The 24,972-nt window shown below is 70.4% G+C and carries 25 protein-coding genes; 7 read left to right on the top strand and 18 right to left on the bottom strand.

Annotated features, from left to right (window positions below; translation table 11 throughout):
- Positions 1-1,181, top strand: a 1,181-nt coding sequence (locus D7X32_RS30215; RefSeq protein ID WP_120606034.1) for a porin, incomplete at its 5' end; no start/stop codon positions are given.
- Position 1,182: 1 nt separating this feature from the next.
- Here D7X32_RS30215 and D7X32_RS30210 read toward each other — a convergent pair.
- From D7X32_RS30210 to D7X32_RS30190, 5 genes are all read right to left on the bottom strand, one after another.
- Positions 1,183-3,741 carry a polynucleotide kinase-phosphatase gene (locus tag D7X32_RS30210; RefSeq protein WP_120606031.1) on the bottom strand — a complete coding sequence of 853 codons (2,559 nt, stop codon included), beginning with the start codon at positions 3,739-3,741 and terminating at the stop codon, positions 1,183-1,185.
- A complete protein-coding gene (locus D7X32_RS30205; RefSeq protein ID WP_120606030.1) occupies positions 3,738-5,138 on the bottom strand; it encodes a 3' terminal RNA ribose 2'-O-methyltransferase Hen1 in 1,401 nt (466 codons plus the stop codon). The genes D7X32_RS30210 and D7X32_RS30205 overlap by 4 nt, the downstream gene beginning before the upstream one ends.
- 80 nt (positions 5,139-5,218) lie before the next feature.
- Complete coding sequence (locus tag D7X32_RS30200) at positions 5,219-6,223, bottom strand: fumarylacetoacetate hydrolase family protein (RefSeq protein WP_120606029.1); 1,005 nt, start codon at positions 6,221-6,223, stop codon at positions 5,219-5,221.
- Complete coding sequence (gene hmgA, locus D7X32_RS30195) at positions 6,220-7,530, bottom strand: homogentisate 1,2-dioxygenase (RefSeq protein WP_120606028.1); 1,311 nt, start codon at positions 7,528-7,530, stop codon at positions 6,220-6,222. The genes D7X32_RS30200 and hmgA overlap by 4 nt, the downstream gene beginning before the upstream one ends.
- A gap of 41 nt (positions 7,531-7,571) precedes the next feature.
- Positions 7,572-8,039, bottom strand: coding sequence for a MarR family winged helix-turn-helix transcriptional regulator (locus D7X32_RS30190; RefSeq protein ID WP_120606027.1), 468 nt, complete (start codon positions 8,037-8,039; stop codon positions 7,572-7,574).
- Positions 8,040-8,132: 93 nt separating this feature from the next.
- Here D7X32_RS30190 and D7X32_RS30185 point away from each other — a divergent pair, with 93 nt between their 5' ends.
- A complete protein-coding gene (locus D7X32_RS30185; protein WP_120606026.1) occupies positions 8,133-8,738 on the top strand; it encodes a hypothetical protein in 606 nt (201 codons plus the stop codon).
- On the opposite strand, the gene D7X32_RS30180 is transcribed toward D7X32_RS30185, so the two are convergent.
- Complete coding sequence (locus D7X32_RS30180; RefSeq protein ID WP_120606025.1) at positions 8,735-9,121, bottom strand: hypothetical protein; 387 nt, start codon at positions 9,119-9,121, stop codon at positions 8,735-8,737. The genes D7X32_RS30185 and D7X32_RS30180 overlap by 4 nt on opposite strands.
- A gap of 264 nt (positions 9,122-9,385) precedes the next feature.
- Between D7X32_RS30180 and D7X32_RS30175 the strand changes: the two genes are divergently transcribed.
- Both D7X32_RS30175 and D7X32_RS30170 read left to right on the top strand, forming a co-directional pair.
- Positions 9,386-10,357: a type III secretion system effector protein gene (locus tag D7X32_RS30175; RefSeq protein WP_120606024.1), complete on the top strand. Its 972-nt coding sequence runs from the start codon at positions 9,386-9,388 to the stop codon at positions 10,355-10,357.
- Positions 10,358-10,484: 127 nt separating this feature from the next.
- Entirely contained in the window at positions 10,485-12,194 is a 1,710-nt protein-coding gene (locus D7X32_RS30170; RefSeq protein WP_120606023.1) for a tetratricopeptide repeat protein, read from the top strand.
- Between the two features lie 81 nt (positions 12,195-12,275).
- Here the strand turns inward: D7X32_RS30170 and D7X32_RS30165 are convergent, their stop codons facing one another.
- The 7 genes from D7X32_RS30165 to D7X32_RS30135 all read right to left on the bottom strand — a co-directional run bounded on the left by D7X32_RS30165 (position 12,276) and on the right by D7X32_RS30135 (position 18,261).
- Entirely contained in the window at positions 12,276-12,647 is a 372-nt protein-coding gene (locus D7X32_RS30165; RefSeq protein ID WP_120606022.1) for a DUSAM domain-containing protein, read from the bottom strand.
- A gap of 2 nt (positions 12,648-12,649) precedes the next feature.
- Positions 12,650-13,057, bottom strand: a complete 408-nt coding sequence (locus D7X32_RS47050) for a hypothetical protein (protein WP_216618390.1) — start codon at positions 13,055-13,057, stop codon at positions 12,650-12,652.
- Between the two features lie 58 nt (positions 13,058-13,115).
- Complete coding sequence (locus D7X32_RS30155) at positions 13,116-13,607, bottom strand: styrene oxide isomerase (RefSeq protein ID WP_244239261.1); 492 nt, start codon at positions 13,605-13,607, stop codon at positions 13,116-13,118.
- Between the two features lie 69 nt (positions 13,608-13,676).
- Positions 13,677-15,074 (bottom strand): hypothetical protein, encoded by a 1,398-nt coding sequence (locus tag D7X32_RS30150; protein ID WP_120606021.1) that lies wholly within the window; start codon positions 15,072-15,074, stop codon positions 13,677-13,679.
- A gap of 103 nt (positions 15,075-15,177) precedes the next feature.
- Complete coding sequence (locus D7X32_RS30145) at positions 15,178-16,458, bottom strand: MFS transporter (RefSeq protein WP_120606020.1); 1,281 nt, start codon at positions 16,456-16,458, stop codon at positions 15,178-15,180.
- 10 nt (positions 16,459-16,468) lie between these two features.
- A complete protein-coding gene (locus tag D7X32_RS30140) occupies positions 16,469-17,206 on the bottom strand; it encodes a dienelactone hydrolase family protein (RefSeq protein WP_120606019.1) in 738 nt (245 codons plus the stop codon).
- Positions 17,207-17,397: 191 nt separating this feature from the next.
- Entirely contained in the window at positions 17,398-18,261 is an 864-nt protein-coding gene (locus D7X32_RS30135) for a hypothetical protein (protein WP_120606018.1), read from the bottom strand.
- Between the two features lie 312 nt (positions 18,262-18,573).
- Between D7X32_RS30135 and D7X32_RS30130 the strand changes: the two genes are divergently transcribed.
- The gene (locus D7X32_RS30130; protein WP_120606017.1) at positions 18,574-19,689 is read left to right on the top strand and encodes an alpha/beta fold hydrolase; all 1,116 of its coding nucleotides are present in this window, start codon (positions 18,574-18,576) and stop codon (positions 19,687-19,689) included.
- Between the two features lie 13 nt (positions 19,690-19,702).
- Here D7X32_RS30130 and D7X32_RS30125 read toward each other — a convergent pair whose 3' ends face one another.
- Positions 19,703-20,452 carry an AraC family ligand binding domain-containing protein gene (locus D7X32_RS30125; RefSeq protein ID WP_120606016.1) on the bottom strand — a complete coding sequence of 250 codons (750 nt, stop codon included), beginning with the start codon at positions 20,450-20,452 and terminating at the stop codon, positions 19,703-19,705.
- A 70-nt stretch (positions 20,453-20,522) separates the two neighbouring features.
- On the opposite strand from D7X32_RS30125, the gene D7X32_RS30120 reads away from it, so the two are divergent.
- On the top strand, positions 20,523-21,242 hold the full coding sequence (locus D7X32_RS30120; protein ID WP_120606015.1) for a hypothetical protein: 720 nt from the start codon (positions 20,523-20,525) through the stop codon (positions 21,240-21,242).
- 18 nt (positions 21,243-21,260) lie between these two features.
- A complete protein-coding gene (locus D7X32_RS30115) occupies positions 21,261-21,776 on the top strand; it encodes a GNAT family N-acetyltransferase (protein WP_120606014.1) in 516 nt (171 codons plus the stop codon).
- A 3-nt stretch (positions 21,777-21,779) separates the two neighbouring features.
- Here D7X32_RS30115 and D7X32_RS30110 read toward each other — a convergent pair whose 3' ends face one another.
- The 4 genes from D7X32_RS30110 to D7X32_RS30095 all read right to left on the bottom strand — a co-directional run.
- Positions 21,780-23,117 (bottom strand): beta-helix domain-containing protein, encoded by a 1,338-nt coding sequence (locus tag D7X32_RS30110; RefSeq protein ID WP_147450322.1) that lies wholly within the window; start codon positions 23,115-23,117, stop codon positions 21,780-21,782.
- A gap of 130 nt (positions 23,118-23,247) precedes the next feature.
- Positions 23,248-23,727, bottom strand: a complete 480-nt coding sequence (locus D7X32_RS47045; protein WP_244239260.1) for a hypothetical protein — start codon at positions 23,725-23,727, stop codon at positions 23,248-23,250.
- Between the two features lie 19 nt (positions 23,728-23,746).
- The gene (locus D7X32_RS30100) at positions 23,747-24,499 is read right to left on the bottom strand and encodes a hypothetical protein (RefSeq protein ID WP_244239259.1); all 753 of its coding nucleotides are present in this window, start codon (positions 24,497-24,499) and stop codon (positions 23,747-23,749) included.
- Between the two features lie 148 nt (positions 24,500-24,647).
- Positions 24,648-24,972: FtsX-like permease family protein (locus D7X32_RS30095; RefSeq protein ID WP_120606011.1), on the bottom strand; the 325-nt coding region annotated here is incomplete at its 5' end.

Here is a 24,972-nt window from a genome sequence, read left to right as displayed (position 1 = left end):
CGCCCGTGCCTTCCGCCGCCGTGCCGCCCCCCCCGGAAGAGGAGAAGAAGAAGGACAAGCCCTGGTACGAGAGCCTCCGCCTCCGGGGCTACACGCAGATCCGCTACAACCGGCTCCCCAGCTTCCGGGTGAACGACTCGCTCATCAACGAGCAGGGCGACCGCTTCCTGGGCAAGGACACCGGCTTCGGCATCCGCCGCGCGCGGCTGGTCATCTTCGGGGACGTGCACCCGCACGTGTCCATCTACCTGCAGCCGGACTTCGCCTCCGTCATCGGGGACCAGTACAACGTCGCCGTCATGCGGGACTGGTACGCGGACATCTTCGTGGACGCGAAGAAGGAGTTCCGCTTCCGCGTGGGGCAGTCCAAGGTGCCCTTCGGTTTCGAGAACCTCCAGTCCAGCCAGAACCGTCTGTCATTGGACCGCAACGACGCCATCAACAGCGCGCTGAAGGACGAGCGCGACCTGGGCGTGTTCTTCTACTGGGCGCCCGCGCACATCCGCGACCGCTTCAAGTTCCTCGTCGACAGCGGGCTCAAGGGCTCTGGCGACTACGGAGTCGTGGGCCTGGGTGTCTACAACGGCCAGACGGCCAACCGCGCCGAGCGCAACAACAGCCCCCACGGCGTCGCGCGCGTCAGCTATCCCTTCCTCTTCGGCTCCCAGTACGTGGAGGCCGGCGCCGGCGCCTACTACGGCCGCTTCAACCTGAGCGCGGCCCCGCGCGATGACGCGCCCTATGCGCTCGCACGTGGCGGCAACCTGGTGGATGCCCGCGCCATCGTCAGCCTGACCATCTACCCGCAGCCCCTGGGCTTCCAGGCGGAATACAACGTGGGCCGGGGCCCGTCGCTGGGCACGGGCCCGGACGAATCGCTGCTCATCGACAGCCGCAACCTGCAGGGCGGCTACGCGCAGCTCATGTACAAGCTTGACGGGGTGGTGGGCGTGTCGCTCATCCCCTACCTGCGCGGCACCCTCTACAAGGGCGGCAAGAAGTTCGAGACCAACGCCCCCCGCTATGACGTGCGCGAGCTGGAGCTGGGCGCGGAGTGGCAGATCTGGAAGGCCCTGGAGCTGACGGCCGCCTACGTCATCGCCAACCGCACCTCGTCGCGCTACCCGTATGAACAGGAGCAGGGGCACGTGACGCGCCTCCAGCTCCAGTTCAATTACTGAGTCAGAGGCGTGGGTCCACCGGCTCGCTCTCCAGGGCGAGCACGCCGAAGACGCACTCGTGCACGCGGCGCAGGGACTCCTTCTTCGTGAAGCGCTCCAGTCCCTCCACGCCCAGCGCGAACTCACGCAGCGCGAGCGAGCGCTTGGTGGACAGGCCTCGCTGGCGCAGCCGGTCCAGGTTCGCGGGCGCGGTGTACTCCGGGCCGTAGATGATGCGCAGGTACTCCGGGCCCCGGGACTTGATGGCGGGCTGCACCACGCCCCGCCGTCCGCGCACCGCGAAGCCGAAGGGCTTCACCACCATGCCCTCGCCGCCGCGCGCGGTGAGTTCCTCCCACCACCGCACGCCGCCGGCCACCGCGTCCGCGTCCTCCAACGCGACGACGCGGTAGGGCGTGGCGACCAGGAACGACGGATCCGCGCGGCACACGCGCGCCAGCGTCTCCATGTGCCAGACGTGGTCCTTGTCCACGTGGGTCGCGCCCTCCGTGGCCAGCAGATGGAACGGCGCCAGCCGCACGTCGTCCAGCGACGTCACCGGCCAGCAGTAGCGCCGGTACGCCTCCACGTAGCGCTGCACGCTTGACGCCTTGTCCGTGAAGCGCTCGGACAGCTCACCCAGGGGCAGCCCCCGCGCCGTGGCCTGACCCAGGACGGACACCACGTCCGTCAGCGCCGCGCGCGAAGCCGCACCCACGGCGGCGTACGGGTCGCGCAGCAGCTCCTGGGCCTTGAGCGACCAGGGCATCAGCTCGCAGTCCAGGCAGGCCCAGTCCGTCTTCAATTCCTCCCAGAACCCGGACGTGTCCAACGCCGCCCGGACGCGCGCGAGGAACGCGGCCTCCAGGCCTTCATCCGTGAAGAAGCGCCGGCCCGTGCGCGTGTAGCAGACGCCCGTCTCTCCGGAGGTGACGCCGAAGCGGCGGCGCGCGGCCTCCGCGTCGCGCGCGATGACGACGACGGCGCGCGAGCCCATGTGCTTCTCCTCGCAGACGACCTGCGCCACGCCCTCCTTGCGGTAGTAGTCGAACGCCTCCTGGGGATGCTCCAGGAAGCCGGGCTGGTCGCTCGTCTCCGACGGAGACATGGTGGGCGGCAGGTAGAGGAGCCAGCGCGGATCGATGGCGAAGCGGCTCATCGCCTCCAGCGCGGCGGTGGTGTTCTCCTCGCGCAGGGTGACGTTCGTGGCCAGCCGCGTGGAGATGACGCGCTTGCCCCGCACGTCCTCCAGGTCCAGCACGTCATCCGCCTGCTGCTGCGCGCTCAGGCCCGACGGGGCAGGGGCACCCAGCGGCTTCACCGCCTCGCAGTACGCGCGCTGCGCGGGCACGGACACCAGCTCCCGCTCCGGGTAGCGCAGGGAGGTGAGCTGGCCGCCGTAGACGCAGCCGGTGTCCACGCACAGCGTGTTGTTGACCCACTCGGCCTCCAGCACGGGCTGGTGGCCGTACACCACCGACGCGCGGCCCCGGTACTCCGCCGCCCAGTTGAAGCGCACCGGAAAGCCGTACTCGTCCGTCTCGCCCGTCGTCTCTCCGTACAGCGCGAAGGCGCGCACGCGGCCGGAGCCCCGGCCCTGCATGCTCTCCTTCATGCCCGCGTGCGCCACCACCAGCCGCCCGTCGTCCAGCACGTAGTGGGACACGAGCCCGTCGATGAACTTCGCCACCCGCTGGTGGAACTCCGGCGGCTCCTTCTCCAACTGCTCCAGCGTCTGGGCCATGCCGTGGGACACGTTGACCTTGCCGCCGCGCAGTTTGCGCAGGAGCTTCATCTCGTGGTTGCCCGGCACGCACAGCGCCGTGCCGGCCTCCACCATGTCCATCACCAGCCGCAGCACGCCCGGGATGTCCGGGCCTCGGTCCACCAGGTCGCCCAGGAAGACGGCCTTGCGGCCTTCCGGCGGGCGCACGTCGAAGCCCGGCGTGCCGTCCGCGCGCGGCTGCACCTGGTAGCCCAGCTTCGTGAGCAGCGCCTCCAGCTCCTCACGGCAGCCGTGGATGTCGCCGATGATGTCGAACGGCCCTCGCTCCTGCTTGAGGTTGCACCAGAGCGGCTGGCGCTCCAGCACCACGGTGTCGATGGCGTCCGGCTTGAGGACGTGGAGGTGGCGGAAGCCCTCGCGCTCCAGGCCGCGCATGGAGCGGTGCAGCTGCGAGACCTGGTTGCGCACGAAGCGGAAGCTGGCGGCGCGGTCTGGCCGCTGCTGGTTGCGCTCGATGCAGGTGCGCTCCGGCACGTCCAGCACCAGCGCCACGGGCAGCACGTGGTACTCGCGCGCCAGCGCCACGAACGCCTTGCGGGACTCCGGCTGGACGTTGGTGGCGTCCACCACGGTGAGCAGGCCTCGCGCCAGCCGCTTCGCCGCGACGAAGCGCAGCGTCTCGAAGGCGTCCTTCGTCGCCTCCTGGTTGTTCTCGTCGTCGGACACGAAGCCCCGGTAGGTGTCCGAGGAGAGCACCTCCGTGGGCTTGAAGTGCCGGCGCGCGAAGGTGGTCTTCCCCGAGCCGGAGGGACCGATGAGCACGACGAGCGACAGCTCCGGGATGTGGACGTTCATCGGGCGAACACCGCCATCTGCGTCGGCGCGCCGACCTCCGCGTCGTTCTCTCCCACCGGCAGGAAGCGCACGGTGTAGCCGAAGCGCTCGCACATGCGGGCCGCCCACGCCTCGAACTCGGCGCGGGTCCACTCGAAGCGGTGGTCGCGGTGGCGGAAGGTGCCGGCAGGGAGCGAAGTGAAGCGCACGTTGTACTCGGAGTTGGGGGTGGTGAGGACGATGAGGCCGGGCCGCGTGTGCTCGAACAGCACGCGCTCGAAGGCCGCGAGGCGCGGCAGGTCCAGGTGCTCGATGACTTCGATGACGGTGGCGGCGTCGAAGCCCGCGAGCCGCGTGTCGCGGTAGAACAGCGAGCCGTGCAGCAGCTTCACGCGCTTGCGCTGCAGGTCTGGCATCCGCTCGATGCCGAGCCGGTCCTGGGCGATCTCCAGCGTGCGGTGGGACACGTCCATGCCCACGAGCTCGGTGATGCGCCGGTCCTTCAAGAGGGCCTTGATCAGCCGTCCCTCGCCGCAGCCCAGGTCCACCACGCGCGCGGCGCCGTGTTCCTGCAGGACGGTCATCACCGACTGGAGGCGCTGTTCGTTGAGGCTCAGGCGCGACTCGAGCACGGCCTCCTCGGCGTTGCGCGACTCCTGGCGCTCCTCCGGCTCCGGGGCCTCGTCGCCCGCGAGCCGCTCCAGGGCCTCGCGCGCCAGGCTGTGGCGGTGGCGCAGGTAGCGGCGGGCAATCTGCTCGCGCTCCGGGTGCGCCGCGAGCCAGCCCTCGCCGTGGCGCAGGAGCTTCTCCACCTCCTCGTCGCCCACCCAGTAGTGCTTGTCGTCGTCGAGCACCGGGATGAGGACGTACAGGTGCGAGAGCAGGTCGCCCAGGCGCACGTGGCCCTCCAGCGTCACGGTGAAGTAGCGGCTGTCGCCCCACGCGGGCACGGTCTCATCCAACGCGTGGCGGGTCGCGGTGACGGTGTAGCCGAGCGGCTCGAAGAGCCGGCGCAGGAGGGTTTCCCCGCCCCGGCAGGGCAGCACCGACAGGCGGGCGCAGAGGGGCAGGGGCTGCCCGGCCAGCTCCGGCCGGTCCTTGCTGCGCCCGGACAGGGCGGTGCCGAAGACGCGGGACAGCGCCACGCTCATGAAGGACGACGCCACGTAGGGCCGGTCGTTGACGTACTGGTCCAACGTGCCGCCCTGACCGCCCGACGATGGCCGGCCACGCACCAGGGCGACGGGGTCCACCTCCAGGAGGAGCGCCGCTGTCGTGCGGCTGGCGGAGGCCTCCGGGTAGAAGACATGCGCCAGTCCAAAGGGCAGCTCGAAGGACTGGGGCCGGTCGGGGTTCTTGTGCAGCAGGTAGCCCAGGTCCGTCGCGGGCGTGTGGGTCGTCGAAAGGGTCAGGAGCATGGGGGCGCGCGGGAATCCTGCTGCGCGCCTGACGGAGGGAACAAGGGGCCCTGACGGAAAGAGGGCCCCTCCTTTCTTGGCTACCCGCCGACCCCCTGGTCGATGGCCCCGAAGATGCTGCCGCCCGCGTCGTCCCGCATCTCGATGCGCACCCGGTTGCCGCGCTTGAGGAACGGCGTCCTGGGCGCGCCGTCGCGGAGCGTCTCCACCACGCGCACCTCCGCGATGCACGAGTAGCCCGCGCCGCCGTCCTTCACCGGCTTGCCAGGACCGCCGTCCGGTCCCCGGTTCGACACCGTGCCGGAGCCCACGAGGGTGCCCGCGCACAGCGAGCGCGTCTTCGCCGCGTGCGCCACCAGCGTGCCGAAGTCGAACGTCATGTCCACGCCCGCGTTCGCGCGGCCAAAGGGCTCGCCGTCGAGGAAGACCTCCAGGCGGCGGTGCAGCTTGCCTTCGCGCCACTCCGGGCCCAACTCGTCCGGCGTGACGAACACCGGCGAGAACGCCGACGCGGGCTTGGACTGGAAGAAGCCGAAGCCCTTCGCCAGCTCCGCGGGAATCAGGTTGCGCAGCGACACGTCGTTGACCAGCCCCACCAGCACCACCGCGCCCAGGGCCTGCTCGCGCGTGACACCCAGCGGCACGTCGCGCGTCACCACCACGACCTCGCCCTCCATGTCGCAGCCCCACGCCTCGTCGGCGAGCGGGATGGGCTGACACGGCCCCAGGAAGCCGTCGGAGCCGCCCTGGTACATCAAGGGGTCGGTCCAGAAGGAGGGCGGCAGCTCCGCGCCGCGCGCCCTGCGCACCAGCTCCACGTGGTTCACGTACGCGGAGCCGTCCGCCCACTGGTAGGCGCGGGGCAGGGGCGCCGCGCACCGGACGGGCTCGAAGGGCGCTCCCGCGACCTCGCCGCGCTCCAGCCGCTCCGACAGCGCGCGCAGGGCCGGCGCGTGGCGGTCCCAGTCATCGAGCGCGGCCTGGAGGGTGGGCGCGATGGCGGACGCATCCGCCTGCCGGGAGAGGTCCTTCGTCACGACGACGAGCCGGCCATCCCGTCCTTCGTTGAGCGAGGCGAGCTTCACGGCTGGCCGCTTCCCGTGGACGGCACCTTTGCCTTGGGCAGGTCCGCCCAGCAGGCGTCGTAGTCCGCCTGGAGGGCAGGGCTCTCCATGGCCTGGCGCGTGGGCGCGATGACCCAGCGGGTCTCGAACATGAACGCGAGCGTGTTGTCGATCTTCTTCGGCGTCAGCTCCGCGGCGACGGCGGCCTCGTAGGTCTTCCGGTCGGGGCCGTGGGCGCTCATGCAGTTGTGGAGCGACGCGCCGCCGGGCAGGAACGCGTCCGCCTTGGCGTCGTAGACGCCGTGCACCAAGCCCATCAGCTCGCTCATCACGTTGCGGTGGAACCAGGGCGGCCGGAAGGTGTTCTCCGCCACCATCCACCGGGGCGGGAAGATGACGAAGTCGCAGTTCGCGGTTCCCGGCGTGTCGCTGGGCGACGTGAGCACCGTGAAGATGGATGGATCCGGGTGGTCGAAGCTCACCGTGTTGATGGTGTTGAAGCGCGCCAGGTCGTACGTGTACGGCACGTTGTTGCCGTGCCACGCGACGACGTTGAACGGCGAGTGGTCCAGCGTCGTCTCCCAGAGGTTCCCCTGGAACTTCTGCACCACGCGCGTGGGCCGCTCCACGTCCTCGTACGCGGCCTGCGGCGCCACGAAGTCGCGCGGGTTCGCGAGGCCGTTGGACCCGATGGGCCCCAGCTCCGGGAGCCGGAACTGCGCGCCGTAGTTCTCACAGATGTAGCCGCGCGCGGGGCCCCCGGGCAGCTCCACCCGCATGCGCATGCCGCGCGGGATGAGCGCGACGTGGCCGGGCGGAACCTCCAGCACGCCCAGCTCCGTGACGATGCGCAGCGTCCCCGACTGCGGGACGATGAGCAGCTCGCCGTCCGCGTTGAAGAACGCCGTGTCCGTCATGGACGCCGTCGCCGCGTAGAGGTGCACCGCCGCGCCCGCGCCTTCGGCCGGTGAGCCGTTGCCGCCCAGGGTGAAGAGGCTCTCCAGGAACGTGGTGGGCGCCGAGGGCATGGGCGCCGGGCTCCAGCGCAGCCGGTTGGGCGAAGGGGGAACTTCCCGGAACGGTCCGCTGCGCAGCGTGCGCGACTCCACGGGCCGGTACGCCGGGTGGCCCGCGCTGGGCCGCAGCCGGTAGAGCCACGTGCGCCGGTTCACGCCGCGCGGCGCGGTGAACGCGGTGCCGGAGAGCTGCTCGGCGTAGAGGCCGAACGCGACGCGCTGGGGCGTGTTCTGGCCCACGGGAAGCGCACCGGCGACCGCTTCCGATGCGTGCTCGTTTCCAAAGCCTGTCAGGTGGCGGACGTTTTCCATGGCACCTGAAATAGTAACAGATGTAACCAATGCGGCAAGGCTCAGGGGCCGGGCTTGAGGGCCCGGATGGCGGCACGCTCCACGCGCTCCAGCAGCGAGCGCAGCACCGCGCGTTCAGCGGCCGACAGCTCCGCGAGCACCTCCGCCTCCGCTTCGAGCGCGGCGGGGGCCACCCGCTGGTAGAGCCTGCGGCCCGCGGCGGTCAGCGTCAGGCGCCGCGACCGGGCATCGCTCTGGCTCGTGGCGCGCCGCACCAATCCGCGCTCCTCCAACGAGCGCGCGGCGCGGCTCACCGGCACCTTCTCCATCCGCGTGCGCCGGACGAGCTCCAGTTGTGAGCGCTCCCCGTCCTCGCCCAAGACGGCAACGAGCCGCCACTCCTGCGTGGAGAGGCCGTCCTCGGCCGCGTACACGCGGGCGATGCGTTGACTCACCACGTTGTCCGCGACCGACAGGCGATAGGGGAGGAAGGCATCGAGGGTGAGGCTCGCGGCGCGTGCTTTCTTCATCGGGCCCGCGACTATAGCCATCACGGCCCGCGTGCCAGGGCTCGCGTGGCGCTAGGGTCGCGCTCCCATCCGTCATCGGAAGGAGCGCTCTCCATGCTGTCGTTGCTTGCCGCCGTCCTGCTGGCCTCCGCACCCGCGTCCCCTGCGTTGTCGTTGCTGACGCCCGAGGACGGACGCGCCCTGTCCGCGCGGCTGTTGGTGGCGCAGTCTCCGGCGGTGGGCGAACAGGAGGTTCCCTTCCCCGTGTCATCCTTCCCGGATGGCGGCCTGGACGCGCGCATCCACGAACTGACCCAGCGCGTGGGCCTGCTTCAGGAGGAGATCGACGGCATCCGCCTGGGACGTCCCCGCAGCTCGAAGATCATGACGACCTTCGGCTTCATCCTCGCGGCGGCGCTGCTGATCGGCCTGCCCGTGATGCTTGATGGCCTGCTGGATTCGGGAGCGGACCAGGAGCTGAGTCTCATCCTCGGCGTGCCCTTGACGATCGTCGGCGTCGTGGGCGTGGTCATGATCGTGGTGGGCTTCAGCCGGGGAGGGCGCATCGCGCGGGAGAACAAGGCCCGCCGCGACTCGCTGGTCGAGGAGAAGACCCGACTGGAGGCGGAGTTGCGGGACCTCCAGGCCCGCCGCGACGGCCTGCGGACGCGGCAGTGGCAGCCCCGCCCCTCCATTCCGCTCATCGCCGTGAACTTCTAGTAGGTGCAGGCGCGGTTCGAGCAGTACCCCTGCGTGGTGCCGCAGACGCAATCCGAGTCGTCGATGCAGCGGGTGGACGGGCACGTCGGGCCGCCCCCGCCGCCTCCGCCCGGCAGCTCGTAGGAGCAGGCGTTGCGCGAACACGTCACGGACCGCGCGTTGGGACACGCGTTCCAGCAATCCTCCTCGGAGGAGCACCGGACGCTGAGACAGATGAGGCCCGCGGCTTCGTCGGGCGTGGCCTCGGTGGATTCGGCTGCCGCGCACACCGCCTGCCCGGCCATCTCCAGGGCCGGCGCGGACGGCTCCGCGAAGGCCGCGGTGGCCGCGAAGGACAGCAGGACAGCGACGCTCCAGGACAGGCTTCGGCGGGGCGAGGACATGTCAGCGGTGCTCTTTCCTCCCAGGCAAGGCCCCGCGGCAGTGCAGGGATGGATTCCTGGGAACTCAAAGTTAACACGGCTGTCCTGGCTGGAGCCGCATGCCTCCCTGGTGACGGCGGACATCAGGGGCCCGACGGCCGTCACCAGGACAGGGCCCTTGGGACCAAGGCAACCCACTGGAATCACGTGTGAGCCGGGCGCTCCGGGGGCGGCACGACGGTTGCTCTAGGGATGGGCAGACGTCATCTGAATCCGAGGCCCACCATGAAGCTGCGCTCCTCCTCCTTCTCCACGCCGTCCCTGTCCTCCGGCTCCCGCACGCGCAGCCCCAGCGCGCCCCCGAAGCTGGAGACGCCCAAGACGGTGAAGCCGGAGACGGTGTCGAAGCCGAAGGCGCCCTCGGCCACGGAGCTGCAAGCTGGCAAGAACAACCTCAAGCCCGCGGACCACGGCGTGGTGCACCCGGACCTGCCGGGCATCCGGACCCGCCGCGACAACGGTCAGTCCGGCGCGGACTTCGCGGACTTCACGCAGGACGCGCGCAACTCCACGAACAAGCTGATGAGCCGCCCCGTGGGGAACCAGATGCTGACGGAGCTCAACGGCCGCACGCAGCACGTGAACCCCGGCGCGACGGGCACCCCGCGGAAGCCGCTGACGGTGGCGGACATCTACTCCGGCCGGAACGAGGCCATGCCCATGTCGCACCGCCCGCGCCACGACGGCACGCTCCAGTCGCTGCGCCCGGCGTACCGCTACGACGGGCAGGCCAGCGCCGGCCAGGCCAGCCGCATCAACTACAACGAGAAGGACTCCGGCCAGCGCTTCAACAGCCTGGGCCACGAGTCCGTGCACGCCTGGCGCGCGGCCAATGGCGTGCAGGTGAGCCCGCTCGCCGCCAGCAAGCACTCCGATGCGGGCGTCTTCAAGCGCTTCCCCAGCCACTCGGCCGCGATGAAGGACACCGTGGAGACGCGCCTGCAGCTGCGGGAGGAGTTCGAGACCGTGGGCCTGCGCCCCACGCCGCGCATGCCGAAGGCCCCCACGGAGAACGCCATCCGCGCCGAGCACGGCCTGCCCTCGCGCCAGGACTACTCGGGCTTCCGCCCCGGTGGGAACAAGAACGACGCGAACTTCGAGAACTTCGACCTGGGCTCGGATGACCGCAGCCGGTTCCAGAAGTTCATGGGCACCCCGTCGCCCCTCGGGAAGATTGTCGGCGACCTGGAGCAGTAGGCGCTCCGGCCGGGCGTGTCCCGGGCAAGGGTTTCATCGGTTGGATTGACACCCCGCCCGGGACAGATTGCCGCGTGCACGAAGTCCCCCCACCGTTGCCGGGAGACCGCAGGCCCGGGGGGACCTCATGCGCGCGCATCTCCTGCTCATCCTCATCCCGTCCTTGATGGCGCCCGGCGCGTTCGCCAGGGCACAGGACTCAAGCCCTCCGGCTGACAGTGGCGCCGCGCACGGGGCACACGGCAAGCCGTCCGCGCTTTCGAGCATGACGTCGCTCGCCCAGGGGGCCGTCCTCTTCGACGACCTGGGGACCTATCAGCGGAAGGTGACGACGCGGTCGCCGGAGGCGCAGGCCTTCTTCGACCAGGGCCTGCGGCTCATGTATGCCTTCAACCACGACGAGGCCGCGCGCTCGTTCGCCCGCGCCGCCCAGTTGGATCCGTCCTGCGCCATGTGCTTCTGGGGCACCGCGCTGGTGCTGGGGCCGAACTACAACGTGCCCATGCTGCCGGACCGGGCCGCGACCGCATGGACGGCCCTGCAGCGGGCGCAGGCGCTCGCCCCCACGACGACTCCCGCGGAGCAGGCGCTCATTGGCGCGCTGTCGCGGCGCTACGGAGGGCCGCAGGCCCGCACGCCCGAACAGATGAAGCCCTTCTCCCAGGCCTACGCCAACGCCATGCGCGACGTGGCGAAGCGCTTCCCGGACGACATGGACGTGCAGGTGCTCTTCGCCGAGTCCCTGATGAACCTCAACCCGTGGAAGCTGTGGACGCTGGAGGGCAAGCCGGAGCCGGGGACGGGAGAGATTGTCACCCGGCTGGAGGCGGTGCTCGCGCGCGCGCCGAACCACCCGGGCGCCAATCACTATTACATCCACGCCATCGAGGCCTCGGAGCACCCCGAGCGTGCCTTGCCCTCCGCGGACCGGCTGCCGGGGTTGATGCCCGGCGCGGGCCACGTCGTGCACATGCCGGCGCACATCTACCAGCGGGTGGGCCGGTACGCGGACGCCTCGGAGAGCAACCGCCGCGCCGTCCAGGCGGACAATGCCTATCTGCGCCAGGTGGAGCCCATCGGGTACTACCCGATGTACCTCGCCCACAACTGGGGTTTCCTGTCGTTCTCCTCATCCATGGAGGGCCGGCGCGAGGAGTCCATCCGCGCCGCGCGCGAATCCGCGAAGGTCCTGCCGCCGGCGATGCTGACGGAGATGCCCGGCATGGACTTCTTCGCCTCCGAACCGCTGCTCGCGATGGTGCGTTTCGGACGCTTCGACGCGCTGCTCAAGGAGCCCCGGCCGGACGCGAAGTACCCGGTGCTGACGGGGCTATGGCTGCACGCTCATGGATTGGCGCTCGCGGCGAAGGGGGACTTCAAGCAGGCGCGCGCGGAGCACGAGGAGCTGGTGAAGCTGGCCGCGAGCGTCCCGGACACGCTGACCGCCGGAAACAACTCGGCGAAGGACGTGCTGGACGTGGCGGCGCGCGTGCTGGATGCCTCCATCTCCGAGCGCCAGGGCTGCGCGGACGCGCTGTCGCGCTGGGACGACGCGGTGCGCGCCGCGGATCAGCTGGCCTACTCGGAGCCCAGTGACTGGTTCTATCCGGTGCGCCACTACCAGGGCGCGGCGCTGCTGGACGCGAAGCAGTACAAGGCCGCGGAGGCGGTCTACCGGGAGGATCTGCACCGCAACCCCGGCAACGGCTGGGCGCTCTTCGGACTCACGCAGTCGCTGAAGGGGCAGGGCAGGACGGCGGAGGCCTCCGCCGCGCGTCAGCAATTCGAGACGGCCTGGGCGAACGCGGACATCGCGCTCACCCGCACGGCCTTCTGAGGTCAGCGGCCCCCGGCGCGGCGGAATCAGCCTCGGCATGCCAAGAACATGGCGGCCTTGGAGTCCGCCATGTCCATCACCTCAGTCGTCCAGGTCCTCCAGTGCCATCTCCGCCAGCTCGCGGTAGAGCGGCACGACCTCCACGGCGAGCAGGTCCTCCATCACTTTCCGGGCGCCTGCGGTGTCGCCCGCCTGCCGAAGCTTTCGGACTTCGGACCTCGCCGCCATCATCCTCATCGAGCCGCTGCGGATCCGGCCGCGCTCCTCGCGGAGCAGGGCCGTCGCGGTGGTGATGTCCTGGATGGCAGCCTGTGCCTCGGCATCGGGAATGGCCACCTCGCGCGCCGTGCGCAGCAGCAACTCACGCACGTCCGGAGTGAGCACCAACGCCTCGCCCGCGTCCACGCGGGCTGCGAGGGCGCGCACTTCATCCCAGTTGATGTCCTCGGACATGCTCAGCGCTTCTTCCTCTTCGGACGGCATCTGTCGTCCGGCCATTCGCCCCGCTGCCCCTCGCAGTACCGGAAGCAGTCGTAGCAGGACCCCATCCAGTGGTCCTCCTGACATTGCACGTACGTCTCCAGGCAGGCGCGCTTCCACTCCGGAAGGTCCCGGGAGAGCTCCTCCTCGGCCCTGGCGAAGAGGAGGATGTCCTCCGCCTCCAGATCCGTAGCCCCACAGCGAGCAGGGTTGCCCGGGTGTGTCTTCACGCAGCAGCTGATGGAGGAGTCGTTGGGGCCGCACTGCGCCTGGGCCAGATACACCGCAGGGGTGCTGGGTTGGGTGTCGCTGGCCCGGGCGTGCTCGCTGCCGCTACAGCCCGCAACGGCCAGCACGAGCGTGGCCACCACCCGAATGCCCAAGGTTTGGATGTTCCTGACGGCCACTCCTGCTTGCTCGTGGCCGCACGGCCTTCTGCGCTCAGCGCGCCCCGGCGCGGCGGAAGCCGTACACCCACGCGCCGGCGGCGATGAGCGCGGGCAGCACCACCGACACGGTGAGCGCGCCGAACACGGCGTCGTTGACGGGCTGTCCGATGAGGTCCACGCCGGACACCCGCAGCCACGCCTTCACGCAGGTGATGCCCCAGTTGGCCCAGTTGGCGACGATGACCGCCCAGGCCAACCGCCGCTGGCCCACGGGGCCGTAGCGCAGCATGGGCAGCGTCCACGCGACGCCCAGCAGGAAGAACGTGCCCATCAGCGCGTTCAGGTGCGCGGCGAGCGCCATGTGCGGATCCGCCGGCACCTTGCCCGTCATCGCCGCGGAGACGTAGCCGCCGGTGAGCAGGCCCACCAGCATCAGCCAGGCCGCGGCGTGGGCCATGAGCCGCGCCGCGGGCTGGACGAGCGGGACGACGGTGGACTCGGGAACGGCGGCTTCGGAGAGGGGGCGGGCGGAAGCAGTGCGCATGGTGGACGGAGCGCCATCCTCGCACCCCGCCGCGCACGGACGCCAATCACCCCATCCTGACTCCCAGCGTCAGAAGCGGGCCTGGAGCAGCGCGCTCACGCCCACCGCGTTGGCGGGCTGGAGGACGGGGCGGGGAGCACCCGTCACGTCATCCTCGAAGGTCGTCCGGTTCGGGTCGTGGGTGTAGGAGACCTCCGCCAGCACGCCGGCCACCGTCCCCAGGTCCCAGCGGACCGTGGCCTTCGCCGTCACCACCAGCTTCGGATCCACACCTTCCGGCAGGATGCTGAGCTGGTTGAGGCCCTGGAACACGGCCGTGTACCTGCTGCCCGGCAGGCCCACCGGCGCGTTCCGGAGCCAAGCGGGCCGGGTGACGCGCACGAGCAACCCGGGCGTCAGCCCCCAGGCCTGAAGGTGGTAGTCGCTGCCCAGCGTGCCAGAGACCTCCGCGTGCGTCTCCGCGTCGAGCAGGAAGTCCTGGTACGGAGGAAACCCGGGCGCGTCGAGCTGGATGAAGGAGAGCGTGCGGACATAGGCCAGCGCGTGCGCCCGCCAGAAGCCCTGCTTCACCCGCGCCTCCAGGGCCCCCGCTCCCCCTGTCTGCGTGCTCAGTTGAGGAGGAGCGGTCCCCGGATCCACCAGACCCTGCGACACGAGGCTGCCCTCCAGCGACACCGACGCGGCGAAGCCTCCCGGGTACGTCTCTGGCTGGAAGAAGCGCTCGAAGAAGGTCGGGTCGCCCGTGTAGAGCTTCAGGTCGACGTTGTTCCCCACCGGCGCGCCCCGGTGCCAGACCGCGCCCAGCGAGGCTCCGCGCACGGGGACGTGCAGCTCGACACCCTGGATCGCGGCGGCGGGGATCTGCCCCCGGTCGAGCACGGTGCCCTTCACGGCCAGCCGCAGCTCGGACGTGACATCCAGGAAGCCGCCCGCGAGCAGGGCATAGCGGCGGGGCGCCTCCAGCAGCAGGTCGTCGAGCACGGGGGCGGACTTGAGCGCCACGAAGGCATCCCACCGCCGCCGGGACAGGCGCAGCTCCAGCGCGGACTCGGCGGTCATACGGCGCGGGAAGGCCTGCCGCTCCCAGGTCACCGGGTAGCTGAAGCCCATGTAGAGCCGGGTCGTGGACAGGGGGTGGACCGCCACGGAGAGCCCCTCTCCCGCCTCCCAGCCGGAGGGTTGGTAGCGCAGCCGGACGGTGCTGCCGTTGTCCACGAAGCCGATGCCCTGCGCGGCGCTCGAGGTGAGGAAGAACGACAGCGCGGCCTCCGCGCGCAGGCCCGACGCGAGCTCCGGCGTGTGTCCTTCCAGCGCCGCGTGGAAGGACGTGGCGGAGCCTTCGGCGTCGAGGTCCTCGTCAGTGGCGTAGAAAGACAGCCGCGCCTGGAAGGGGGGCTCGGTGGGCGTGGGTTCGGAGGCCTGTCCCAGGCAGAGCAGCAGCGGAAGCGTCAGGAATGAAGCCGTCATGGGCGCGCGCGTGTAGCACGTCCCGTTCCCGGGCAGGCAGGCCGCTGCGCTTGCAGGGCTGCTTCCGGCTCCTCACCTTGAGGCGCATGCGTCGCCCCTCGCTTCAGGGCACAACGTCGATGCGGCTGTGGCGCCGGGTGTCTGGCATCACGGTGTAGACGAGCAGCGAGCAGAAGATGCACGCGGTGACGTACCAGAAGAACCACACCTCGTGCCCGGCCAGCTTCAGGCGCGTGCCCACGTACTCCGCGGTGCCTCCGAAGAGGGACACCGTCAGCGCGTAGGGCAGCCCCACGCCCAAAGCGCGGATGCGCGCGGGGAACAGCTCCGCCTTCACCACGGCGTTGATGGACGTGTAGCCGGAGAGGATGACCAGCGCGGCGAGCACCAGCATGAACGCGGTGAAGGCATCCCGCGTCCGCGTCAGCGCGGTGAGCAGCGGCACGGTGCACAGCGTCCCCAGGATGCCGAACCCCATCAGCACCGGCCTGCGTCCCACCTTGTCGGAGACGAAGCCGAGCACCGGCTGGAGCAGCATGAACAGGAACAGCGAGCCCGCGGAGATGAGCGTGGCCTGGTCCCGCGTCAGCCGCACGGAGTTCACCAGGAACTTCTGCATGTAGACGGTGTACGTGTAGAAGGCCAGGGTCCCGCCCATGGTGAGCCCCACCACGACGGCGATCTCCTTCGGGTGGCGCAACAGCTCCCGCATGGGGTGGTGCCCGGACTGCTTCGCGGCCTCGCGGGTGAAGGCCTCCGTCTCCACCATGTTGCGCCGCATGTAGAAGCCGAAGATGGCCAGCGCCGCGCCAATGCCAAACGGGATGCGCCAGCCCCACGCCTCCAGCTGCGGGCCCGTCAGCAAGAGCCGCTGCAACACCAGCAGCGTCAGCGTGGCCAACAGCTGGCCCATGATGAGCGTGACGTACTGGAAGGAGCTGTAGAAGCCCCGGTGGCGGGAGGTGGCCACCTCGCTCAGGTAGGTGGCGCTGGTGCCGTATTCGCCGCCCAGGGAAAGCCCCTGGAGCAGCCGTGCGAGCATCAGCACCACGGGCGCCATCACGCCGATGCGCGCGTACGTGGGGCACACGGCGATGACCAGCGAGCCCAGGCACATCAAGGTGACGGACAACGTCAGCGCGGCCCGGCGGCCCCGGAGGTCCGCGTAGAGCCCCATCAGCCAGCCGCCCACCGGCCGGATGAGGAAGCCCAGCGCGAACACCCCGGCGGTGTTGAGCTGCTGCACCAGGGGGTCCGCGTCCGGGAAGAACGCCTGCGCGAAGTACAGCGAGAACGCCGAGTAGACGTAGAAGTCGTACCACTCGATGAGGTTGCCCACCGAGCCGCCGAAGATGGAGAGCAGTCGCTGCCGCAGGGGAGACATCCGGCGCGGCTCAGGCCTTCAGCGTGCGGCCGAACAGGTCCACGAGCCGGCTCCAGTGCGTCTCCGCCGCCTCCGCGTTGAACGCGGGCGAGCCCGGCACCGTGTAGCCGTGCTGCGCGCCGGGGTAGAGCTCCGAGCGGTACTTCAGGCCCGCGTCCTTCAGCGCCGCCTCCAGCGTGCGGATGGCGTCGGCGTTCATGGAGCTGTCCTGGTCCGCGTGGCCGAAGTACAGCTCCGCCTTCACCTTGCCTACCAGGCGGTGGGGACTGTCGGGTGCGTCCGTGGCCAGCCGTCCGCCGTGGGAGGACGCCACGGCGCCGATGCGGTCCGGGAAGTCCGCGCCCATGCGCACCGCGATGCCACCGCTGAAGCAGTAGCCGGCCACGCCTGCCTTCGGACCCTTCACGAAGGGCTGCCGGGCGAGGAAGTCCAGCTCCGCGCCCGCGTCCGCCTTCAGCCGCTCCGGCGTCAGCGCGCCGATGAGGCCGTAGAGGCGCTTGCGGAACGCCTCGTCCGCGAAGGAGCCCTGGAGGTCCAGCTTCGAGGAGGGGGCCTCCCGGTAGAACACGTTGGGCATGAGCACCACGAAGCCGGACTTCGCAAGGCGCAGGGCCATGTCCTCGAAGACGGGGCGGATGCCAAAGGCGTCCGGGATCATGATGACCGCCGGCCACGGTCCCGCGCCTTCCGGCTGGAACAGCTTCGCGTCCATCACTCCATCCGCGGTCTTGATGTCGACGTCCTGCATGGCGTGCGTGACCTCCAGGGCGGGCAGTGGATGGCGCCCGTCAAGGCCTGTGACACCACACGCGCTGGTGATGCGCCATCCGTTTCGCGACGGGCCCCCGCCTCCCCGTGCGAAACCGGCACTTGTTTCCTCACGCCGTGGAGGCCGGGCTTCCCCCTGGGACCCGGCCTCCATGCGTCAGTGCCGCGGGACTACTTGACGCAGTTGCTCCAGCCGCGCTTGCTGTTGCTGACGGTCATCTCCCAGTAGCGGGTGCCGCTGTTGTAGTCGATGGACACGCCGTCGCTGAAGTCGCTGGTGCTGAAGTTGCCGCCGATGCCGGACAGCAGGCAGGCCACGCCGCCCGGGTTGTAGTCCAGGTTGTGCGTGAAGGTGCCCGGGTTGCCCGCGATCCACAGCCAGCCGCCCTGCGCCGTGGGGACGTCCACGCAGATGGCGCGCGCGCCGCCGGACGCGCCCAGGTTGCCGCCCAGGTACCAGTTGTACCCGTCATTCCAGACGCGGGCGTAGTCGGCGTTGGCCGTGAAGCCACCCGCGGCCTCCACCTGCGTGAGGAAGCAGCGGCGGTCCGCGGTGACCGCGCCCAGCAGCTTCGCCGCCTGGCCGTCGTACCAGGCCATTTCCGGGGTCCGGTTGGTGGAGGTGTTGAGGCACTGGACGCCCGTGCTCAGCGCCTTGCTGTTGGTGTGGTTGACGAAGATCTGCCAGTTGCCGGCGTACTGGTACACGCCCGCGCCGGCCCAGCTGGTGCCCTTCAGGTTGCCCTGGATGCCGGTCAGGAAGCAGGTCCGGTTCGTGGAGGTCCCGATGGCCGTGGAGGTCAGGCCGTTGGCGGAGGTGCCCCACCAGTAGGTCCCGCCCAGGGCGACACCCTGCTCGCTCGTCGCGAGGGACGCGCCCTCCGGGGCGGCCGGGGCGGCGGCCTCGTTGACGGCCTCACCGGCGGCATCGCCCGCGGCGGCTTCGTCCATCATCGGGTCGCCACCACAGCCCACCGCGAAGAGGCACAGGGGCGCCGCCAGGAACAGCTTCCGCGCGAAGTGATTCGTAGACATGACGTTTCTCCGTTCAGCGTTCGAGGAATGCCAGCGGTGCGTCCTGCTGGCCGGGGTTCGTCCCGGCCGGGTCGCCAGCTGGGAACGTGACGGTGCATGAGCAACGAGGATGCCAACGCTTCGTCCCAGGGCGCGTGTCGAGCGGGGGCGCGAGGGACGGCAAGCCTTGCATGACCCCGGCGCGTGGGGACCGGCAAGGCTTGCACGGACGGCAAGAGTTGCACGGCCGGGGCGGCCGGGAGGTGTGTCCGCGCGGGGCTCCTGGCAGGATCGCGCGCAATCAGTCTACGGAGCGGGGAGGGCAAGTTGGTCATGCATCGCGAAGGCGCGGCCGTGGTCCGGACCCTGGTGCTGCTGGGCGCGCTGTTCGGCGCTGGCGCGCGAGCGGAGGTGACGCGCGCGGAGTTCCTGGTGCCGTCGGAGGAGGGCATCGAGGTGTCCGTCCGCGAGGTGAAGGACACCGGCATGCAGGTGGCGAACCTTCCGCCGCTCATCCTGCTGCACGGCGCGCGGGTGCCGGGGCGGGCCTCGTTCGACCTGCCGGTGGAGGGTGGCTCCCTCGCGGCGGACCTCGCTCGCGCGGGGCACGCGGTGTACGTCATGGATGCGCGCGGCTATGGCGGCTCCACGCGGCCCCTGGCCATGAGCACCCCCGCGAAGGGCCGGCCCCTGGTGGGTTCGCACGAGGTCGTGCAGGACGTGCACGCGGTGGTGGGCTGGGTGAAGGCGCGCACGGGGCAGCGCCGCGTGGGGCTGGTGGGGTGGGCCACGGGAGGGCACTGGGCGGGCATGTACGCCAGCCTCCACCCGGACAACGTCAGCCACCTGGTGATGCTCAACGCGCTGTACGCGGGCAGCGCGGAGCACAAGATGCTGGGGAGGGGCACGGACTTCGAGGACCCGAAGCGGCCGGGACACTTCAACGCGGAGGGCATAGGCGCCTACCGCTGGAACACGGGCGCGTCGCTGATGGCGGTGTGGGACCGGCAGCTGCCAGCGGAGGAAGCGGAGCGGGCGAAGTGGCGCGACCCGGAGGTGGCGGCGTCGTTCCAGCGCGAGGCGCTCGACAGTGATCCGCTGGGCCCTTCGCGAACGCCGTTCGCCTTCCGGGCGCCGTCCGGGGCGCTGGAGGACAGCTTCTATCTGGCCACGGGCCGGCAGCTCTGGGACGGGGCCGCCATCACGGCGAAGGTGCTCATCCTGCGCGCGGAGAACGACTTCTGGAGCCGGCCGGAGGATGTCACGCGCCTCCAGGAGCACCTGAACCACGCGGCCAGCGTGAAGGCCGTGGTGCTGCCGGGCGCGACGCACTTCGTGCACCTGGAGCGGCCGGAGCGGGGCCGCCGCCTCCTCATGGACGAGCTGCTGCGCTTCACCGGCGCCCGCGTCACTCCCGCGCCGAAGCCTCCCAAGCCAGCCCCGCCGTGAGCCGAGGGCGCGCCTATCGCCGAGGCGTGTCCGTCCCGCGTGGCTCCCTCATGAGCGTCACGGGGCTCACGCCGGTGACGCTCCGGAAGGCCACCGAGAAGGCGCTGGGCGTCGTGTAGCCCACCGCGAGTGCGGCTTCCGTGACGCGCAGGCCTTCAGCCAGCAGCTCCGCGGCGCGCGCGGCCCTCGCTGCTCGCAGCCATCCGCCCCAGGTGTGCCCCGTGTCCGCGCGGAAGCGCCGGGTGAATGCCCGCCGGGTCATCCCGGCACGAAGCGCCGCACGGTCCAGGTCCGGCGCCGCGCAGAGGTCTTCCGCCACGCGTCCGCACAGCTCCATCAGTCGCGGGTCGCGGGGGAGGGCGGGCCAGGCCAGCACGGGCAGTCCGGTGAGCAGCTCATCCATGAGGAGCGCCGCCGCCAGCTCCCGCCGACGCGTGCGGCCCGCCGTCAACTCGGGGAGCGTGGCGAGCAGGAGTGGGCTCGTCGTGAACCGGCGCGGCTCCGACGGCAGCAGCGCTGACGCCCCTTCCGCGATGAGCACACCCCGGAAGGCCGTGGGCGAAAGCGCGGTCGCCGCGTGGGCCTGTCCCGGCGGAACCCAGACCGCCTGCCCCGGCTCCAACCACGAGGACCGGTGCCCCAGCGTGAGCTCCATCCGCCCCTCCGTCGCGACCAGGAGCTGTCCCTCGACGTGACGGTGAGACGTGATGTGCTGCCCTGACGCATGGTCGTGGAAGTCTGGCTCGACGGTGGAGTCCTTCATGGGCCCGGTCTCGAATGTTCGCCGCCCGCGCGCGAAGGCGGAGGGCACGCCACGAGTCTACCTTCGCTGCATGCCCCATGCCCTTCCGGCCGAAGCCCCTGACGGCCCCGACGCGCGCTCCCTGGAAGTGACGGGCGCCGTCGTCTTCGGCCTCTACGTCCTCGCCCAGCTCGCGCAGGACGTCATCCTGGCCCACGCGCCGCTGGAGTCGGACACCGCCTCGACCTTCGCCTTCTCGCTCTCTGCCTGGGACCGGTTCCGGGCCGCGAGCCTGCTCGCGTGCTTCATCTTCCTTCCCGCGGGATATGCCGCGGTCCACCAGCGCCTGGGACGCCAGGGAGGCTGGGGGCTCGCGGGCCTGATGTGGATCCTCGTCTTCCTCGCGGCGGAAATGGCGATTCGCGCGTGGGAGTTCAGCGTCGTCGCTTCCTGGCAGCGGGACTGGCTGGCGGCCACCGACACCTTGGAGCGCACCCGCCTCGCGGGCCTGGTCAACGGTTTCTCGCAAGGCGTGGTGGCCCTCTATCTTCCCCTGCTGGCCGTCCATGCGCTGGCGTCTGGAGCCTTCGCACTGGCATTGCGAGGGCGCGACCGCTGGAGCCGGTGGGCCCGCGCGGGCTTCGCGCTCAATGCCTTCCGGGCCCTCCTCCGCCTGGGCGCGATGCACCTGGGGCTGGACGGGCTGACCCCTGTCGCGGACGCGCTCTACCTGCCACTCACCGTGCTCCACGGCCTCGCCGTGGCGCTCTGGTTGGGGGTGCCCGCCCGTCCGGCGCGCTCCGGGCCGTGAGCCGCTAGACTGGCGGGGATGATTTCCATCCGGAGACTCGAACAGGTGACCCCCGAGGAGCGGCAGGCGCTGGCCCAACTGCTCGTCGATTCCGTCGAAGGAGGCGCGTCGGTGGGCTTCCTGCCGCCGCTCACATTGGACGCGGCGGCGGAGTACTGGCGCAGCGTCCTCGCCGCGCTGGGGCCGGGGCTGGTGCTCTGGGTCGCGGAGGTGGACGGTCGCATCGACGGCACCGTGCAGCTCGCGCCGTCCCTGCGTCCCAACGGGCTGCACCGCGCGGAGGTGCAGAAGCTGCTCGTGCATTCGCGGGCCCGGGGACAGGGGCTCGCGTCACGGCTGCTCCAGGAGGTCGAGCAGTTCGCACGGGGCGCGGGGCGCACGCTGCTGGTGCTCGACACGCTGGCGGGCTCGAAGGCGGAGGCCGTCTACCAGCACTTCCAGTGGCAGCGCGCCGGAGAGATTCCGGACTGGGCGCGGCACACCGACGGTGCGCTGCACCCCACGGTCCTCTTCTTCAAGCGCCTCGCCCCGTAGCCCTCACGGCGCGCGAGGGCAGGGCGGATCACTGGGGCAGCGGCCCTGGGGGTCGCGCGGCGTCGTCTGCGTGCACCCCTGGATGCGCGCGAAGGTGTTCGTCCCCACGAAGCCCACGGTGTCCGAGCCGTTCCAGCCGCGCAGGATGCCGTGGCCCGCGCTGTCCTCGATGGAGGCGCCGGTGATGAACGGCGTGGCGGGCTGCGCGAAGAGCAGGATGGCGGAGCTCACGTCGAAGGAGGGCGGCAGGTAGTTGCAGCCAAAGCTGGAGCACAGGCAGGCGCCGCCCGCGTAGCGCACGCGGATGTTCTCCAGGCGGTCGGAAGGGTTCGTGCCTTCGAAGCGCAGGCCGGCCCAGTCGCCCGCGCCGGGCGTGGCCTTGGCGGAGGTGAAGACGACGGGATGGGCCTGCGTGCCGGCGGCGATGAGCGCGCTCTTGCCGTCATAGACGACCAGCCGGCCGCCCGGGTCGAAGCGCAGCTCGGCGCCCGCTTCAATCGTGAGCGTCGCGGCGGTGTCGTGGTTGCCCACCGTGAGGGTCTCCAGGTGGTACGGCACGCCCAGGTCGCGCACGGTCGCGTTGCCGCCCAGATAGGAGATGGTCGCGGACGCGATGCTGGGGCTCACGAAGACGGTGTCCTCGCGGTTGCCCGTGTATGTGCCCGACGGCAGCGTGCCCAGCGCGTTGGGGTTGATGCGCAGCGGCTGCGGGCCCGACTCGCTGCCGGAGCGGGTGATGGTCAGCGAGTTGGAGCCTTCCGCGAACCCAGCGGTGCCGTTGATGACGATGCCGGGGCCCGCGGACTCCTCGATGGTGACGTGGTCCACGAACAGCGGCCGGGTGCCAGGGAGGTCCGCGCCCGAGCGCACACGCACGGTGGCCTCCGCGGAGGACGGGTTGCCGCCCCGGGACAGGGTCGTCCACGCCAGGCGCACGGAGCCGCCCGCGTTGATCAGCACCTGGCCCCAGGGCCTGCCGGAGTCCACGGGCTCGATGCGCACCGGCTTCGCCTGCGTGCCCTGCGTGATGAACGCGCCACCGCTGTTGACCTGGATGTTGGCCGCGGCGCTGACGCTCACGACCGTGCAGGGCTCCACCGTCACGGCGGCGTTCACGTCCAGCGAGGAGACGACATGGGGACTGGAAGCGCTCCACGTCTCCGGCGAGGAAAGGGTGCCCTGGTGCGTGACGGCCGCGCCCGTGGGAACAGGGCAGCCCGTGTCCACCACGCCTGAGTCGGGCGTGTCATTCGGGGTGGGGTCGGACTCCGAGGAGCACCCCGGCAGGGTGCAGGCGGTCAGCAACAACAGCAGGGCGGGGCGGCGGAACGAAGCGAACATGAAAACCGACTCCAGGAGGAAGGGGCTCCCCTGGACCATCGCTGTTCCAAGCCACGTGTGACAATGCCGGGATGTGTTGTTCCACCGGCCACAGGTGTTGCTGCACGGGCAACACGGCTCGGCTGCGCCATCAGGGATGGTAGGGGTACCTCGCCAGGACCTTCCCTTCTGGCGACACGGCATACAGCTCATACCAGTGCGCTGAGGGATTGAATCCAGGGGCCGCCCAGCCGCACTTCTCCAAGCGGCGGTTGATCTCCACGAAATACAGACCGCCATGCTGGGCGACGGAAACCTCCATGGCCTTGGCGGTATACGAACAGTCCTTCGCATACTCCTTGGGAAAGCCTGCCAGTAGCCGCTGCAAGGCCGCATGGGCGGCGAGAATCGCCGGGCCGTCCAACGTGGCCAGGGGGCGCAGGTCCTCGGGCCACTCAATCCCCTCTGCGACAAGGGGCGCGCGGGGAGTGGTGCCTCCGTCGGCATTTGTCGCAACGGAGGAGGACACAGGGCTGCCCCCATCCCTTGCGGCGGTGCCAGAAGGGGCGGGAGGCACGCCCCCATCCAGCAGGAGCGTCATGAGAAGGACGTGGTGAGGAAGTTTCATCATGAGGGGCTCCAGGGCGCTTCTACCACTTCAGCTCGGGTGAGCAGCGAGGCAGCAGCATGCGGGGACTGCGCATCCCGGAGGACGCTGGCGGATGACAGGTCGCCTGGAATACCCAAAGCGCCTTGTCCTCGTTCCATTCAAAGACTTCCCCTGCGGGGTTCCACTTGTAGAAGCGGGGTTCGTCCTTGTGTCCCGTGGCGAGCCAGGCCCACGCGGGAATCAATCGGTTCCTTGCGTCACGCGCAAGCCGACCATCCGGGCTCGCTGCATAGGACACCATCGTCCACAACCCGTCCGCCATCTTCACTGCGGGGAACTGGGTCAGGTCGTCACTGCTCATCCGCGTCGCGCACGGGTGATTGTGCGCGAAGCCGATGATGGGCAGGCCTCGACCGAAGGATTCGTCGTCGACGCCACCGAAGGGGGGCTGGCACGAACTGCGCTCCTTCAGCAGGTTGCGGATCGGCCATGAAACACGCCAGTCCTGCGGCGTCTTGTAGAGGGCGACACAATATTCAGCCGCATCCGGTCGTGGACCGCCGGTGTTTGGGTCGCAGGCATCCGCTGCACCTGGTAAGGCCATCAGAGCCCGGAGTGTTGGCAGCACCAGGTCATCTGGAACTGCGTCTGCGTCCGATACGACGGTCGGGACGTTCACGTGCGGCCAGGGTCCAGGGGCGACCGCGAGGTCGAACCGTCCTTCCAGGATGGGCAGCTCGGAGCGCAGGTAGTAGAGCCTGGGGCCCGCACATCCCAGGACCAGTACGAACACGAAGGCGCAGGTCCGCTGCCACGCGGAACATCTTCCTGAAGGGGCAGTCAGGTCCTGTCGCTCAAGGAGCGTTGGCGCGGGCATCGCTCCCCAGGATAGCGGGTTGCCGAACTGACGGTACGGCCGCTTGCCGCGCGTGGGCGTGGGCTCAGTCCGCCCGGAGCACGACCGCGGGTGGGACGTTCGCGGCCCTTCGCGCGGGCAGCAGGGCCGCGAGGAATGCCACGGCGCCGAGCACCGCCACCACCAATCCATACGTGAGCGGATCCGTGGGTTGCACCCCGTTGAGCAGGTGCGACAACGCGCGGCTGGCCCCCCACGCGAGCCCGAGCCCCAGCATGAGCCCCACCGCCGTGAGCCGCAGGTAGTGGCTCAACACCATTGCCCTGAGCTGGCCCGCTCGCGCGCCCAATGCCATGCGGATGCCCAGCTCACGCGTGCGCTGCACCACCGCGTAGGCCACCACCCCGTAG

It is taken from the genome of Corallococcus carmarthensis, from assembly GCF_003611695.1.
Taxonomy (GTDB): domain Bacteria; phylum Myxococcota; class Myxococcia; order Myxococcales; family Myxococcaceae; genus Corallococcus; species Corallococcus carmarthensis.
This window is presented reverse-complemented; position numbering and strand designations above follow the sequence as displayed.